Origin of the sequence: Ensifer sp. ENS03 (genome assembly GCF_014852035.1) — a bacterium.
GTDB lineage: Bacteria > Pseudomonadota > Alphaproteobacteria > Rhizobiales > Rhizobiaceae > Ensifer > Ensifer adhaerens.
Genome location: NZ_JACVAV010000008.1, coordinates 169,349 through 184,025, shown reverse-complemented (window position 1 = coordinate 184,025; position 14,677 = coordinate 169,349). Strand labels below are relative to the sequence as shown.

The following is a 14,677-nucleotide window of genomic DNA, read 5'->3' as shown; positions in this document are numbered from 1 at the left end:
TCCACTTGGCCCCTAGGCGCCGCGCTGCCCGCGAGACACGATACTGGAGGCCCTCATGACCACAGTCGCCCGGACAGATGTCTGCGTCATCATTGCTGCGAAGAATGCCGAGGCGACCATCGCCCGCGCGGTCGCGTCGGCGCTGGCCGAACAGGAAACCGCCGAAGTGATCGTGGTGGATGACGGCTCCACCGATCAGACCGTCGCCGCGGCGCGATCTGCCGACGATCACAGCGGACGGCTGACGATCGCACGCTTTGAAAGCAATCGCGGTCCTTCAGCAGCGCGCAACCATGCGATTGCCATCAGCCGCGCCCCGGTCCTGGCGATCCTCGACGCCGACGATTTCTTTCTACCGGGCAGGCTCGGCAGGCTGCTCGCAGTAGAGGAGTGGGATTTCATCGCCGACAATATTGCCTTCATGGGCGAGGCCGCAGTGACTGGTGCGGCTCCAAGGGTCGATGACTTCCCGCCACGGCCGCGCCTTCTCGGCCTCATTGATTTCGTCGAGGGCAATATTTCGCAGCCGGGCGTGAAACGTGGCGAGATCGGCTTCCTGAAGCCGCTGATGCGCCGCCGCTTCCTCGATAAGCATGGCATCCGCTATCAGGAGGCGCTTCGTCTGGGGGAGGATTATGACCTCTATCTTCGCGCACTGGCCAAAGGTGCACGCTACAAGGTCATTCAAAGCTGTGGCTATGCGGCGATCGTGCGCGGCAATTCGTTGAGCGGCAGCCACCGGACCGAGGATCTAAAGCGCCTCTACGAGGCCGACCGCGTTATACTCGCGGCAAACGACCTCGACGGTGAGGCAGCGGCTGCCGTGCGACGGCATGAGCGTCACGTGCGTGGCCGCTACCAGCACCGCCACTTCCTCGACCTCAAAAAAGAGCGCGGTGCTATGGCTGCGATCGGTTACCTCATGCGGCGCCCGGGCGCCGCGCCGGCCGTCACCGCCGGTATTTTCGCCGACAAGACGGAGCGCTTCAGGCCGCGCCAGGATGCGGCACCGGCGGGCGGAGGCGCGGCAGTGCGCTACCTTCTGCCCATCGGCGCGGAGCACGCGCGCTAGCACCACGCGTTGCGGCGTCGGCGCCACGTCGAACCATCGCGAGCGGAATACGCTCCGGCATCTCGTCCGGAGCGTCGTTTGTCACATCCTAGAAGTAGGCGCGCCGTACGGCGGCCAACGCATCCTGGAAGCGTTCCTTGCGTTCGGCGAGCCGGCTGTCGCTGCTCAATTGCGGCTCTGCGCGAGTGGCCTGCCAAAGTGCAAGCGTCGACGGCGCCGCAAGCACCTGCTTGGCCGCGCTGCGCAAGAACGTCTGACGCGGTTCTCTGGCCGCGACGATCACCTCGCCGTCGGCGGATCGCAGGTTCGCAGCCTCCGGCACGGTCTGCGCCTCGAAGCCCATGCCCCAGAAACGTGCGCCCTTGATCATGGCTTCGGTGCGGCTGGAGACCGGAACATGGCGGGGACGGTATTCGACGCCGACAGTTTTTGCCCAGTCGTTCCACTTGAAGCTGTTGATGCTGTCCGACGTCGTCACCGCCACCCAGGGAACGCGGAATGCATCGGCGAGAATCGCCCCATGCATCGATTCGGCGACAATGAACTCCGATTGCGCGATCTCGCGGATCACGCTCTTGGCCTCGCCGCGCGGGTCGATGTAGTGCATGCCGACGGTGCCGCAGGTGACGGGCCACATACCGGCGATCGCACTTTCCCAATGGGGAATGAAACTGCGCTTGTATAGCTTAGGCAGGTTCCGGAATTCCGGCATGTCGGCGACCATGACCGCGGGATCGACAATACCGCGCTCCGGCGCAAGGCCGATCTTCTCGGCTGTCAACGGCCCGCGCACGCAGCGAAGGTCCCATTCGGCGGCATCCCGCATGTCCGGCAAGCTGCCGTAGCCGAAACCGCTGCCGATAACGAGCTTGCGGACGCCATCAGGCAGAAGCGCGCGGTTGAGCACCGTGCCGACGCCGACAAGGAGGATGTCGTCATGGACATCGCGAAAACCCGGCAGCAGGAAATCCCAAAGCCAGAGGTTGAGGTCGTCGCCGAAATTGCCGTGCTGAGATTCCCAGTAATAGGGCTTCATGGGCGGTCCCTTCTTTCAAATGCGAGATAGGTTCGATGCCGCGCCTGGCGGGCTTGTTCTTCCTCCAAAAGGAGTTTCTGTCCGGATCAGCGTGAACGGGAAAACTTGCCGACGGCAAGCTCGAATGCGCTTTGCAACAGCTTGGGATCGCGCAGGACCCAACGTGCCAGCAGTCGAAACTGCGGCGACTTCCGCCGCTTCAACCGGCGCGCCTGGCTCCAGAGCGCCTGACGACGGGCCGTGTGCTGGTAGGACTGGATCGACGCGACGGCCGATGGCTTGCGCGAAAGCCGGTGCTCAAGCGTCTCAAGGGCAACAAAGGTGTTGAACTGCTGCTGCAGGAATTGCGGCGAATCGTTGTCGATCGAGTGGAAGATGTTGATGCCCTCCCCGCGCACGGCACCGGCTGCATCGCAAAGCACGACACGATTTGCCGCCAGAATGCAGTCGCAGAAGAACAGCACGTCCTCGGCCGCGAGACGCAGCTCGGCATCAAAGCGCACCGTCTCGAAAAGCCGGCGACCAACCACCATGCAAGACAGGTGCAGGAAGCTCCAGTTCCGCAGCATGACATTGGAAAGATCGGGAATTTCGACGACAAGCGGGCTTTCCTGCAAGCGCACGACCGTATCGCTTGCCTCGAGATCGGCGACGCCGAAATGGTAGTAGAACGCCTCCCCGCCTGTTATCGACGCCCAGTAGCAGTCGGCACCAAAGCGGCTCATGCTGTCGACGGCATTCTGGAGATGATCGATGGTCCAGATGTCGTCGGAATCGAGGAACGCGGCGAACGCCGCGTCGGCCGGAACGTTGTCGAGCCCGGTGTTGCGCGCGCCGCCTGGACCCTTGTTGTCCTGCCGGATCACCGTCACGCGCGCCCGCTCGCCATCGGCAAGCGGCCTCAACTCCTCGTCGATCGAGTAGGGAGATTGATCGTCTATCACCAGGACATGGAAGTCTTGATAGCTTTGGGCAAAGACGGACGCGAGAGCGCGCCGAAGAATACCCGGCTCCTTCTGGTAGTAGGGAATAATAACAGTCAGCTTCGCCATCTTTTCGCCCCTGCGGTTTCTCTAAAAGAGTATTTCGTGGTCTCCTCCCACCGGGTCGCGACCTCAAATCTAGCGCTTGCCCTTTGTCGGAAATCCTTCAAAGGCATCACGGGATGCTCACATGCCTTCAAACGTAAATGCCAAGTCTGTGACTCGGAACGTCGGCTGGAGCGTCCTTTCAAAGACAGGCACATTCGGGCTGAAGTTTGTCACCGTGCCGATTCTTGCCCGTATCCTGACGCCCGAGGAGTTCGGAACGGTCGCCGTCGCGCTCACCGTCGTGCAGTTTCTGGCGATGATCGGCGGCGCCGGTCTTGCCTCCGCTCTGATCATCCAGCGCGACGAGGACATGGAACTCATCCACTCCGCTTTCTGGGCCAATCTGGTGGTTTCGCTGATGATGGCGCTTGGGCTTTTCGTCTTTGCCGAACCGCTGGCGAGCCTGCTCGGTGCGCCGGAGGCAAGCCATCTGCTCCAGATCATGAGCCTGCTCATCCCATTGCAGCTTGCCGGCGATGTTGCCTATTCACTGCTTGCCCGGCGGATGAATTTCAGCAAGGACGCGGTCTGGACCATGCTCTCCGAAATCCTCGGCGCGCTCATCGCGGTCGGGGCGGCGCTTCTCGGCTTTGGGGTGTGGTCGCTGCTCGCTCAGCTTTTCGTTTCTGCATTCATCCGTTTGGCCGGTCTCTACGCTGTCTCCGGCTATGTCCCGCGTTTCGTGTTTTCGGCACGGCGCGTACTTTCGCTCTGCCGCTTCAGCTTCGGCATGATGGGCTCCGAGATCGCCAACTTCGTCACCTTCCAATCGCCGATGGTCGTCATCAGCCGTTATCTCGGCCTTTCGGATGCCGGCGCCTATTCGGCGGCGAACCGCTTTTCCAGCATTCCGAACCAGATCGTCCTTTCAGCAGTCATGGGCGTTCTCTTTCCCGCCTTCAGCCATATGGGCGAGGATCGCCAGCGGCGCTCGCAAGCGCTGATGCTCAGCACGCAGGTCACCACCGTGCTGCTCGCGCCGATGATGTTCGGCCTCTGGGCGCTTGCCGAGCCGGCGATGCTCGTGCTCTTCGGACAGCAATGGGCCTCAGCCTGGCCGGTGCTCGGCCTGCTCGCCCTGTCGAAGGGCCTGCTGACACCCTGCAGCACCTACATTCCCTATCTCAAGGGTATCGGCCAGGGCACGACCCTCTTCTGGTGGGCGGTGATCCGGGCAATCGCCACCACTGCCGCCGTCGCCTATGCCGCGATCGGCGGATCGCTCGTCGAAGCGATGATCGCCCTCTGCCTCGTGAACCTAGCGACGCTTGTCGGCTATTCCTGGGTTGTCTTTCGCGCCGACCAGCTGCCCTTCCTGCGCGGGTTCCTGATTTCGGTGAGGCCGCTGGTCTCGGCTTTCATCATGGCTGTCGTCGTAAGGCTGCTGCTGGACCACTACGGCACGCTTCTTCCAAGCGCGGTGCTCCAGGTTCTTGTTGGCGCCGCGATCGGTGCCCTGATCTATCTGGTGTTGGTACTCGTTACCGAACGGTCGCTGCTGGCAAAGCTCACCGATATGGTTCGTTCCCGCGGTGCTTCGAGCTCTGTACCAGCCGCCGCCGAGTAACGGCTGGAATAGCGCTAAAGACTGCCCCACCCTTGCCGCATTTCGGCGAGGAATGAGATCCGCGGCATTGTCTCAACTGAAAAACAGAAGAAAAAGCGCACAACTTTTCGGCGCTACATATGCACTTTAACAAGCAGAAGTATCAGAAAATAAGCGACCGTTAATATTCCGCAACTGACGCCCACGTCATGGTTTTTTCCCAGTCCAAGTGCGGGGATAGGCCTATTTTCCTAGTATTGCCGCGATTTCTAATGCTGCACCGCAGCAAACCAGGGCCGATTCGTTTGCTGCGGCGCCATATTTTGATCCGTGCCCGAGCCTAATCTTCTGGGTGCGGGCTCTGGTCTGCTCTGTTGAAACGGCCGCTTCTAAACGCGCTGCCAGATGGGGGTGACGGATATCGTTGATGTGAACGCGAATATCTCCTCGCGGATCAATCTGATGCGCATCGTGCTGATCTCAGGCATTGTCTTTGTGCATGTGCCTTATGATCCGGCGACCAGTCCGTATGTCGGCACCTATGGCGGCATCGACTGGTTGCGCATTTTCCTGGGCGACAGCCTCTTCCGTGTCGGCGTCCCCTGCCTCAGCGCGATTTCCGGTTATCTCCTGTTCCGTCGCGGTCTCGAAAATTTCGACTATGGCCGGACGCTGAAGACCAAGGCTCGGACAGTACTTCTGCCATTCCTGTTGTGGAATCTGGCGTTTCTCGCGCTGGTTTTCGTCGCGCAGAGCAAGGACATCAGTTCGGGCTATTTGCCGGAGGTCATCGGAGCCAGCCCAATTGAGTGGCTGAGCTTTGCCTTCGCGCTCGAGGATCTGCCGATCAATCTGCCGCTCTATTTTCTGCGCGACCTCCTGCTTTGTATCGTTCTTTCGCCAGCGCTCGCCTGGCTGATCAAGCGCTATCCGGCACAGACGCTCGCCGTCCTCTTCGCCTATGCGGTGCTGCCCGTTCCGAACGGCATCTTTTTGAAGAAGTCGATCCTCTTCGGGTTTAGCGCCGGCATCTACATGAGCCTGCATCGCATTGATGTCCGCAGCTTCGATCGCTTTTCCTGGCCGATTACCATCGCGTTCCTAAGCGCAGCCGTGCTCCTGTCCATCCTGCTCTATCAGTTTGGCCCGAATTTTCCGGTGTGGCTCGAAATGCTGCGCAGTCTGATTGCGATTTCCGGCATCGTCGGTTCCTGGGCGGTTTCGGCACTTCTCGTCCGAACCAACATCGGCGCTCAGCTTTCGCGCGGCAGCGGTCTCAGCTTCTGGATCTTCTGCACGCACTTTCCGCTACTCGTGCTCTTCTGGATGATCTGGAACCGCTCGGACATCGGCTACTACCCGGCGTTTTACTGCGCGGTTCCGCTCATCACGATCGCCTTCCTCGCCGGCGCCTACGCTCTTTCCGCGCGCTGGCTGCCAGCCCTCACCGCTATTCTCACCGGCAGCCGGACCGGCTCCGCCCGCGACATGCGTGCGCGGACAAGGGCTGTTCGCGCCGGTCCCTCCCCCCAGCAAAGGACCTGACCATGAGATCGAAACGACCTCACCGCCTCGCCCTGCTCACCCTTGTCGCCGTCGGCCTTGCCGGTCCGGCCCTGGCCGAAGAGACCACGACGGGTGCGTCTTTCATCGACAACTTCGATACACTCGACACCGCCGTCTGGTACGTCTCGGACGGCTGGAACAATGGCACGCATCAGAACTGCACCTGGTCGAAGAAACAGGCGAAGGTCGTCAACGGCATCGCCGAACTGACGTTTGCTGAAGGAAAACTCGGCGAGCGCAATTACGCCTGCGGCGAAATCCAGACCCGCAAGCGCTTCAGCTATGGCACCTACGAGGCGCGGATCAAGACGGCCGACGGCTCGGGGCTCAACTCCGCCTTCTTCACCTATATCGGGCCGGCCGACAAGAAGCCGCATGACGAGATCGATTTCGAAGTGCTCGGCAAGAACCCGGCAAAGGTCCAGATCAATCAATACGTCTCCGCCAAGGGCGGCAACGAGAAGCTGGTCGACGTGCCGGGCGGCGCCAATCAGGGCTTCAACGACTACGCTTTCGTCTGGGAGAAGGAGCGTATTCGCTATTACGTAAATGGCGAACTGGTCCACGAGGTCACCGACCCAGCGAAGATCCCGCCCAATCCGCAAAAGATTTTCTTCAGCCTTTGGGGAACCGATACCCTGACGGATTGGATGGGCGCCTTTTCCTACAAAGGCCCCTCGATGATGCAGGTCGACCGGGTCGCTTTCACCGCGCCGGGAGACGAGTGCCAGTTCCCCGAGTCGATTGCCTGCAAAATAAACTAGCCGACGATCGGGAGCCGTGCCGGTGGGCGTGGCTCTCGCCGCTGCAAGGCGGAAAATTTGAACCATGTCCGGCGCAGCCGGACAGAAAACTGGATGTTCATGCTGCAGATACTTTACTTCGCCCAAGATCTTGCCGACCCCGCCGTTCGCCGACGCGTGCTGATGTTGCTTACCGGCGGCGCAAAGGTGACGCTTGCCGGGTTCAGGCGCGACGCAAACCCGCTGGCGGCGATCGAGGGCATCGTACCTGTCGAGCTCGGCAACACCCATGACGGCCGGTTCGTCCAGCGCGTCGGTGCGATCGCGAAGAGCTGTCTCTCGCTGAAGCAGGCGCTGCGCGGAGTGGAACGTCCAGACCTGATCATAGCCCGCAACCTCGACATGCTGGCCATCGCCAGGAAGGCCGTCAGCCTCTTCGGCGGCGACGTCCCAATCGTCTACGAATGCCTCGACATTCACCGCCTGCTCCTTTCCCCCGGCATCGCTGGCAAGGCGTTGCGGACAAGCGAGCGCCTGCTCGGCCGTGACGCGCGCCTTTTGATCACCAGTTCTCCCGCCTTCGTCGAGAACTATTTCCGCCCGTTATCGGGTATCTCGGCACCGACCATGATGCTTGAGAACAAAGTGCTCGAGCTCGACGAAACCGATGCGCGACCATCGGTGACCGCTGCCGCCGCACCGACACATGGCCCATGGCGGATTGGCTGGTTCGGTGCTCTGCGCTGCCGCAAATCACTTGCGCTGCTGGCGGCCTTCTCGCGCCGCATGGAGGGTCGATTCGAGATCGTGCTGCGCGGCCGGCCGGCCTATCGCGAGTTCGACGACTTCGACGGCTTCATCCGCAACGAACCTTTCATGACGTTCCACGGCCCCTATCGCAGCCCGGAAGAGCTTGGCGCGATCTACTCCGACGTGCACTTCACCTGGGCGATCGACTTCTTCGAGGAAGGTCAGAACTCCAAATGGCTGCTCCCGAACCGGCTCTATGAAGGCTGCCGCTTCGGGCGGGTGCCGATTGCCCTTCGCGGCACCGAGACCGCCCGGTTTCTGGCCATACGTGGCCTTGGCGTGCTTATCGAAGAAGCTGATGCCGACGCGCTTGCCGCGCTCATGGGTTCGTTGACCTCCGAGATTTACGACGCCACATCCCGGCGGATCGCGGCCTGCGCGCCGGAAACCTGGATCTTCAATCGCAGCGATTGCGAGGGCCTCGTGCGCCGTCTGTCGGCCGTCACGTCCGCCGCTCCGCCGCGCATCGCGCTGGACTTCCCGCAAGCACATCAAAACACCTCAACGCCCCAAAACGAAGGTGGATTGTCATGAGCATACGTGTCCTCATCGTCATTCCCTGCCTCAACGAGGCGGAACATCTGCAGGGCCTCGCCGAAGCCTTGCTACCCGCGGCAAGGCGCCTCAACGGCGCCATCCTGATCGCCGACGGCGGCAGCACCGACGGCACCCGTGAGATCGCGGCGCGTCTCGCCGAGAAGGATCCGGCCGTGCTGGTGCTCGACAATCCGAAACGCATCCAGAGTGCTGCGATCAATCTCGCCGTCGCACGCCATGGCACCGATTTCGATTATATGATCCGCATCGACGCGCACGGCACCTATCCGGATGACTATTGCGAGCGCCTCGTCGAGGAGGCTCTTCTGACCGGCGCGGACTCCGTCGTCGTCGCCATGCAGACGGTTGGCTTCACGCCCTTCCAGAAGGCCACCGCCTACGCCCAGAATTCCAAGCTCGGCAATGGCGGCGCCAAGCACCGTCTCGGCGCGGCGAGCCACTGGGCCGATCACGGTCACCATGCACTGATGCGCATTTCCGCCTTCCAGGCGATCGGCGGCTACGACGAGATCTTCAGCCACAACGAAGACGCGGAGTTCGACTATCGCTTCCGCCAGGCGGGCTATCGCATCTGGATGACCGACCGGACCAGCATGGTCTACTACCCCCGCGCCAAGGTCGGGCCGCTCTTCCGCCAGTACTTCGCCTATGGGCGCGGACGCGCGCGCAATGTGTTGAAGCATCGCGCCTGGCCGAGCCTCAGGCAGTTGCTGCCGCTTGCCGTCGCTCCGGTCGCTGTCGGCGCACTGCTCGCGGTCGTCAGCTGGCTTGCGGTCGTTCCGGTCGTGCTCTGGGCTGTGGCCTGCATCGGCTACGGCATGTGGATGGCGCTCGGCCAGAAGAACCCCTACGGCCCGCTCGCGGCCATCTCGGCAATGGTCATGCATTTTGCCTGGTCGGCCGGCTTCTGGCGGGAATTGCTCACCACGCGTAACCGGAGGGTGGCACCATGACCAACACCGTCGCCCGGACACAGATCGACATAGCGGTGTGCACGTTTCGCCGGCCGGAGCTTGCAGAAACGCTGCACTCCCTCGCGCTCATCACCGTGCCTGCCGATGTGGCGATCCGCATTATCGTCGCCGACAACGACGTGACGCCGAGCGCGCAGGCGCTCGTCAACCAGATGCGCCCGACCATGCCTTGCGAGATCCTCTACGTGCATTGCCCGGCGTCGAACATTTCCATCGCCCGCAACGCCTGTCTCGACAACAGCACCGGGCACTATCTCGCCTTCGTCGACGACGACGAGACGGTGTCGAGGACCTGGCTCGTGCAATTGCTCGATACCGCCCTAACGACCGGCGCCGATGTCGTGCTCGGCCCGGTTCGTGCCGAATACACGCTGTCTGCCCCGAACTGGATGCGCCGCGGCGATTTTCATTCAACCCGGCCGGTCTGGGTCGATGGCGAGATCCGCACGGGCTACACCTGCAATGTTCTGATCGATCTCACTCGCCCGGTCGTCTTCAACAGGCGGTTCAATCTGGCGCTCGGGCAGACAGGCGGTGAGGATACGGAGTTCTTCCGCCACATGCATGCGGATGGTGGGCGTCTGGCCTATGCGCCCGATGCGCTGGTCTTCGAACCGGTACCGGAGAAACGCGCGCGACTTGCCTGGCTTGCAAAGCGTCGTTTCCGTTCCGGCCAAACCCATGGCCGGCTCTTGAGTGAACCGGGCCAAGCCGGCAGCCGAGTTGCCGAAATCGTCCGCGCGACGGCGAAATCAGGCTATTGCGCCATCGCAAGTCTTATGCTGCTCGGATCGCCGGTCGCTCGCTCGCGCTACGCGCTTCGCGCAATCATGCATGCGGGCGTCGTCAGCGGCCTCATTGGTGTGCGCGAACTCCAGCAATACGGAGCGGCGACCGCTTGATGACGCAACGCGCCCCCGACGTCAGCTTCGTCATCGCGGCCTATAATGCTGCCGACACGATCCGACGCTCCATCGACAGTGCGCTTGCGCAGACGGGCGTCGACGTCGAGGTGATCGTCGTCGACGATTGCTCAAAGGACGAGACCTGTGCGGTCGTCGAAGAACTCGCTGATCCGCGCGTGCGGCTGCTGCGACTTGCCGAGAACCGCGGGCCCGGCGGCGCGCGCAATGCCGGTCTCGAAGCGGCCCGTGGCGACTGGATCGCCATTCTTGACGCGGACGACACGGTTAGCCCTCAGCGGCTGTCGCGCATGATCGGCCTTGCTTCCTCGACCGAAGCTTCGATTGTGGTCGACAACATCGACGTCCTCAATCTCGATGGGCGGCTGGAGCGCATGTTTCCCGAAGCCGAGCTTGAGCGCCGTCGGACGCTGACGCTTGCGGCCTTCATCGGTTCCAACGTGCTTTTCCGCTCCACCTTCAATTTCGGCTACATGAAGCCGATCTTTGAGCGCCGGTTTCTGAACGAACATCGCTTGCGCTTCGAGGAAACGATCCGCATCGGCGAGGACTACATCCTGCTCGCCTCGGCGCTTGCCCATGGCGGCCGATGCGTCATCGATCCCTCGGCCGGCTATTGCTATCACATCCGCGAGGGCTCGATTTCGCGCGTGCTCGAACTGCGCCACATCGACGCGATGATGACGGCCGACCGGGAATTCCTTGCCAGGCACACGCTCGATGCCGAGGCGCTAGCGATGCAGCGCCGGCGCGACAAAAGCCTCGTCGAGGCGCACGCCTTCCTTCGCCTTGTCGAACACCTGAAATCCAAATCGTTGGCCGGAGCCACCCAGGTGGCTCTGACCAACCCCAGAGCGCTTCGGCACCTCAGAATGCCGATCGCCGTGCGATTGCGCCGGCTACTTGCGCCAATCGCACGCATGAAGCCTGCCACCTCGACGGTGGCGGCCGAACGACCCACCTCGGGCGAAAGCCCACACGTAAGTAAAGGATAAGACCATGGACCGTATCAGGACCGTCAGGAAAGCTGTGATCCCGGTCGCCGGCAATGGAACGCGGTTTCTTCCCGCGACGAAGGCGATACCGAAGGAGATGTTGACGATCGTCGATCGTCCGGTCGTGCAATATGCGGTCGATGAAGCCCGTGAAGCGGGCATCGAGCACATCGTTTTTGTGACCAGCCGCAACAAGCAGGCGATCGAAGACCACTTCGACGACACGCCTGAACTCATCTCGTCGCTGACCCGCTCCGGTAAGAACGCCCAGATTTCCGAACTGGAGCAGATGCTGCCGCGCGCCGGTTCCGTCAGCTTTACCCGCCAGCAAGCGCCGCTCGGCCTCGGCCATGCCGTCTGGTGCGCCCGCGATCTCATCGGCGACGAGCCCTTCGCACTGCTCCTGCCGGACATGCTCTGCCACGGCGGACGCGGCTGCATGGCCGGTCTTGTCGACCTCTACCGTCAGACCGGCGGCAACGTTGTCGGCGTCGAGCAATGCGCTCCGGAAGATGCCTCGAAATATGGCATCGTCGGCAAGGGTACGGCCGTCCCCTATGGCTTCGAAGTCACCCAAATGGTCGAAAAACCGCTTATGGGCGAAGCCCCGTCCAATTTTTATCTGAATGGTCGTTACATCCTGCAGCCGCAGATCTTCGACATACTCGCCCATCAGCCGCGCGGCGCCGGAAACGAGATCCAGCTAACCGACGGCATGCTGAAACTGTCGCAAAATCAAGCGTTTCACGCTCATCCCTATGATGGGCGCACGTTCGACTGCGGCTCCAAGGAAGGCTTCATCGCGGCCAATGTCGCCTTCGCGCTGGCGCGTTCCGATCTCGGCGACGCGGTCTATGCCTCGGTCAAGGACATGGTCCTGTCTCACGAAGGCCGCATCCGCGCCGCATAACTGGCTTCGGCGCCTCTTTTGAAAAGAAGAGGCGCCAGCCTTCGGACCAAAGGGAAACGGACAGAGCGACCCAATGAATCAAAGAAGTCTCCCCTTCAACAGTGTCGTACCGCGCAACGTGGAGGAGCCCGACGGCTTCATCGACCTCGATCGTCTGTTTTCGGTCGTCTTGCGTCGCGCCAGAATGGTCGGCCTGTTTGTGGCGCTCTTCATCGCGCTCGGTGTCGCATACCTGGTCTTCGCAACACCGCTCTACACATCGGCAACGCAGGTCCTTCTCGACGAGAACCTGTCGAAATTTGCCGAAGAACAGGCGCCGCCGCAAAACAGCGCCCTGCTCGACACCCAGATTGCCAGCGCCGTGGAAATCCTGAAATCCGGCGAACTCGCCCTGCGTGTCGTCGACAAGATGAACCTTGCCGACAACGATACCGTCCTCAATCCGCCGCGCTCGCCGTTCGACGTCGTCAAGGACGGGCTGAAGTCCGTTACGGGCATCTTCTCGAGCGGGCCGGAGATTTCCGAGGATATGGCCCGCAACGGCCGGAGGCAAAAGGCGGCGGCACTGCTCCAGCAGGGACTGGCCGTCGAACGCGTGACGCGAAGCTCCGTCGTCTCGCTTGCCTATCGTTCCAGCGATCCGCAGCTTGCCGCCGGCATCGTTCGCACCTATGCCGACGCCTATCTCAACGACCAGCTCAACGCCAATTTCGAGGCGACCGAACGGGCCTCGGTCTGGCTGCAGGAACGTCTTGCAGACCTTCGGCAGCGCACGCAGACCGCGTCTCTCGAGGTCGAAAAATACCGCAGCGAAAATGGCCTGACGCTTGCGCGCGGCGAACTCATGTCGGAACAGCAGCTGGCCGATCTCAACAGCCAGCTGATCATTGCCCAGGCCGATAGCGCAAGCGCTTCGGCGCGCTACAAGCAATTCCAGGCGATCGTCGACCAGGGACCGGAGACGGCCGTCAAGAACGCCACGATTTCCGCCAAGGAAGGCGACAACTCGGTCATCCGCGATCTACGCACGCGCTACCTTGCGGTCAGCAAGCGCGAACAGGACGTGAGCCAGAGCTTCGGCGCCGACCATCCGCAGGCTGTGTCGCTGCGCAAGGAGAAAACCGATGTCGGCCGCCAGATCTTCCAGGAACTGCAGCAGCTGACGGCAAGCTACCGCAACGAATACGAGGTGGCGCGCTCACGCGAAGCGTCGCTGCGCGAAAACATAGAAGGCACCACCGGCCGCAACGCAAATGCAAATGTATCGCTCGTGCACCTGCGCGAACTGGAGCAGCGGGCAGCCGCGCTGAAGACGCTCTATGAGACCTATCTGAACCGCTACGAGCAGGCCTCTCAGCAGCGCTCCTTCCCGATCGCCAAGGCGCGGGTGATTTCCAGCGCCGGCGTCCCGGCCTCGCCTTCGAGCCCGAAGAAGACGATGGTGCTGGCCCTTTCGGCGGTGCTCGGCCTGATGGCGGGCGGCGCGTTTGCCGCTTTCCAGGAATTTCGCGAGCGGACGTTCCGGCTCGAAGGCGACGTGCGCGCCATCCTCGGGCACCGGTCGTTCGGCTACATTCCATTGGTCGGCCCACGTCACCCTGGAACGACGGATCTCGTTCGCGCCAAGCTGATGAAGAACAAGATGCCGCCACCGGTAACGCAAGGGGCTCCGTCTTTCGAGCGCCTCAGCCGCATCGTGCTCGACGCTCCGCGCTCGTCCTTCACAGAGACCTTCCGCAACGCCAAGCTTGCCTGCGACCGTATGCTGACCGGCAACGGCTCGCGCGTCATCGGCATCGCTTCGGCGGTGCCCGATGAAGGCAAGTCGATCATCGCCGCGAATTTTGCAGCCCTCCTTGCCGCAAGCGGCAAGAAGACCCTTCTGATCGATGCCGACATCCGCAAGCCGGGTTTGAGCAAGATGATCAATCCGCCACCGAAGGCGGGTCTGGTGGAAGCGTTGACCGGGCAGGCATCCTGGCCGGCGGGCATCAAGATCGACCAGCAGACGAAGCTTGCGATCCTGCCGGTCGGCGGTGAAGCAGTGGACGGCAACGGCCCGTATGACAGCCATGAGCTGCTTGCGTCGCCGGCCATGGCTGAGCTCATCGACAATGCACGCAAGTCCTTCGACTATGTCGTCGTCGATCTCGCGGCACTCGCCCCGGTCGTCGATGCCAAGGCCTTCGCGCCGCTTGCGGACGGCTTCCTCTATGTCGCCGAATGGGGCCGGACGCCGTCGCGCCTGGTGCGCGACCTCTTGCATTCGGAGCCGCAGATCAATGCCAAGATCCTCGGCGTGATCCTCAACAAGACCGACATGCAGGAACTGGCAAAGTACAGCGACTTTGGCGGTGCCGAGCATTACCGCCACCGCTATGAGAAGTACTACATCGAAAGCGCCGGCACGCGCCGCAAGACCGAGGCCGCCTGACAGGGCGCGCCTCGTTTCG

General features: G+C 62.1%; 12 protein-coding genes. 10 read left to right on the top strand and 2 right to left on the bottom strand.

The annotated features are described in order from the left end of the window. The first annotated feature begins 55 nt into the window (after positions 1–55). Entirely contained in the window at positions 56–1,072 is a 1,017-nt protein-coding gene (locus IB263_RS24795) for a glycosyltransferase family 2 protein (protein WP_060521084.1), read from the top strand. A gap of 88 nt (positions 1,073–1,160) precedes the next feature. Here IB263_RS24795 and IB263_RS24790 read toward each other — a convergent pair whose 3' ends face one another. Both IB263_RS24790 and IB263_RS24785 read right to left on the bottom strand, forming a co-directional pair. Then, positions 1,161–2,108: a polysaccharide pyruvyl transferase family protein gene (locus IB263_RS24790; RefSeq protein WP_034797971.1), complete on the bottom strand. Its 948-nt coding sequence runs from the start codon at positions 2,106–2,108 to the stop codon at positions 1,161–1,163. An 86-nt stretch (positions 2,109–2,194) separates the two neighbouring features. After that, a complete protein-coding gene (locus IB263_RS24785; RefSeq protein WP_192439205.1) occupies positions 2,195–3,160 on the bottom strand; it encodes a glycosyltransferase family 2 protein in 966 nt (321 codons plus the stop codon). Positions 3,161–3,281: 121 nt separating this feature from the next. Between IB263_RS24785 and IB263_RS24780 the strand changes: the two genes are divergently transcribed. The 9 genes from IB263_RS24780 to IB263_RS24740 all read left to right on the top strand — a co-directional run bounded on the left by IB263_RS24780 (position 3,282) and on the right by IB263_RS24740 (position 14,658). Further along, on the top strand, positions 3,282–4,766 hold the full coding sequence (locus IB263_RS24780; protein WP_159415954.1) for a lipopolysaccharide biosynthesis protein: 1,485 nt from the start codon (positions 3,282–3,284) through the stop codon (positions 4,764–4,766). A gap of 408 nt (positions 4,767–5,174) precedes the next feature. Beyond that, positions 5,175–6,290, top strand: a complete 1,116-nt coding sequence (locus IB263_RS24775) for an acyltransferase (RefSeq protein WP_192439204.1) — start codon at positions 5,175–5,177, stop codon at positions 6,288–6,290. A gap of 2 nt (positions 6,291–6,292) precedes the next feature. Continuing rightward, the gene (locus IB263_RS24770; protein ID WP_371814203.1) at positions 6,293–7,075 is read left to right on the top strand and encodes a glycoside hydrolase family 16 protein; all 783 of its coding nucleotides are present in this window, start codon (positions 6,293–6,295) and stop codon (positions 7,073–7,075) included. A 99-nt stretch (positions 7,076–7,174) separates the two neighbouring features. Further along, positions 7,175–8,398 (top strand): glycosyl transferase family 1, encoded by a 1,224-nt coding sequence (locus tag IB263_RS24765; protein WP_192439203.1) that lies wholly within the window; start codon positions 7,175–7,177, stop codon positions 8,396–8,398. Continuing rightward, entirely contained in the window at positions 8,395–9,375 is a 981-nt protein-coding gene (locus IB263_RS24760) for a glycosyltransferase family 2 protein (RefSeq protein WP_060521079.1), read from the top strand. The genes IB263_RS24765 and IB263_RS24760 overlap by 4 nt, the downstream gene beginning before the upstream one ends. Next, positions 9,372–10,298 (top strand): glycosyltransferase family 2 protein, encoded by a 927-nt coding sequence (locus IB263_RS24755; protein ID WP_110819096.1) that lies wholly within the window; start codon positions 9,372–9,374, stop codon positions 10,296–10,298. Before IB263_RS24760 ends, IB263_RS24755 begins: the two co-directional genes overlap by 4 nt. After that, a complete protein-coding gene (locus tag IB263_RS24750; RefSeq protein WP_034798004.1) occupies positions 10,298–11,314 on the top strand; it encodes a glycosyltransferase family 2 protein in 1,017 nt (338 codons plus the stop codon). The genes IB263_RS24755 and IB263_RS24750 overlap by 1 nt, the downstream gene beginning before the upstream one ends. 4 nt (positions 11,315–11,318) lie before the next feature. Further along, positions 11,319–12,224, top strand: a complete 906-nt coding sequence (locus IB263_RS24745) for a UTP--glucose-1-phosphate uridylyltransferase (protein ID WP_034798018.1) — start codon at positions 11,319–11,321, stop codon at positions 12,222–12,224. Positions 12,225–12,297: 73 nt separating this feature from the next. Next, entirely contained in the window at positions 12,298–14,658 is a 2,361-nt protein-coding gene (locus IB263_RS24740) for a polysaccharide biosynthesis tyrosine autokinase (RefSeq protein WP_110819094.1), read from the top strand. Positions 14,659–14,677 lie beyond the last annotated feature (19 nt).

What these genes read in the sequence shown, in the direction of transcription:
- IB263_RS24755 (WP_110819096.1), top strand. Translation starts at nt 9,372, where the DNA reads ATGACCAACACCGTCGCCCGGACACAGATCGACATAGCGGTGTGCACG.
- IB263_RS24780 (WP_159415954.1), top strand. Translation starts at nt 3,282, where the DNA reads ATGCCTTCAAACGTAAATGCCAAGTCTGTGACTCGGAACGTCGGCTGG.
- IB263_RS24750 (WP_034798004.1), top strand. Translation starts at nt 10,298, where the DNA reads ATGACGCAACGCGCCCCCGACGTCAGCTTCGTCATCGCGGCCTATAAT.
- IB263_RS24765 (WP_192439203.1), top strand. Translation starts at nt 7,175, where the DNA reads ATGCTGCAGATACTTTACTTCGCCCAAGATCTTGCCGACCCCGCCGTT.
- IB263_RS24795 (WP_060521084.1), top strand. Translation starts at nt 56, where the DNA reads ATGACCACAGTCGCCCGGACAGATGTCTGCGTCATCATTGCTGCGAAG.
- IB263_RS24740 (WP_110819094.1), top strand. Translation starts at nt 12,298, where the DNA reads ATGAATCAAAGAAGTCTCCCCTTCAACAGTGTCGTACCGCGCAACGTG.
- IB263_RS24785 (WP_192439205.1), bottom strand. Translation starts at nt 3,160, where the DNA reads ATGGCGAAGCTGACTGTTATTATTCCCTACTACCAGAAGGAGCCGGGT.
- IB263_RS24790 (WP_034797971.1), bottom strand. Translation starts at nt 2,108, where the DNA reads ATGAAGCCCTATTACTGGGAATCTCAGCACGGCAATTTCGGCGACGAC.
- IB263_RS24745 (WP_034798018.1), top strand. Translation starts at nt 11,319, where the DNA reads ATGGACCGTATCAGGACCGTCAGGAAAGCTGTGATCCCGGTCGCCGGC.
- IB263_RS24770 (WP_371814203.1), top strand. Translation starts at nt 6,293, where the DNA reads ATGAGATCGAAACGACCTCACCGCCTCGCCCTGCTCACCCTTGTCGCC.
- IB263_RS24760 (WP_060521079.1), top strand. Translation starts at nt 8,395, where the DNA reads ATGAGCATACGTGTCCTCATCGTCATTCCCTGCCTCAACGAGGCGGAA.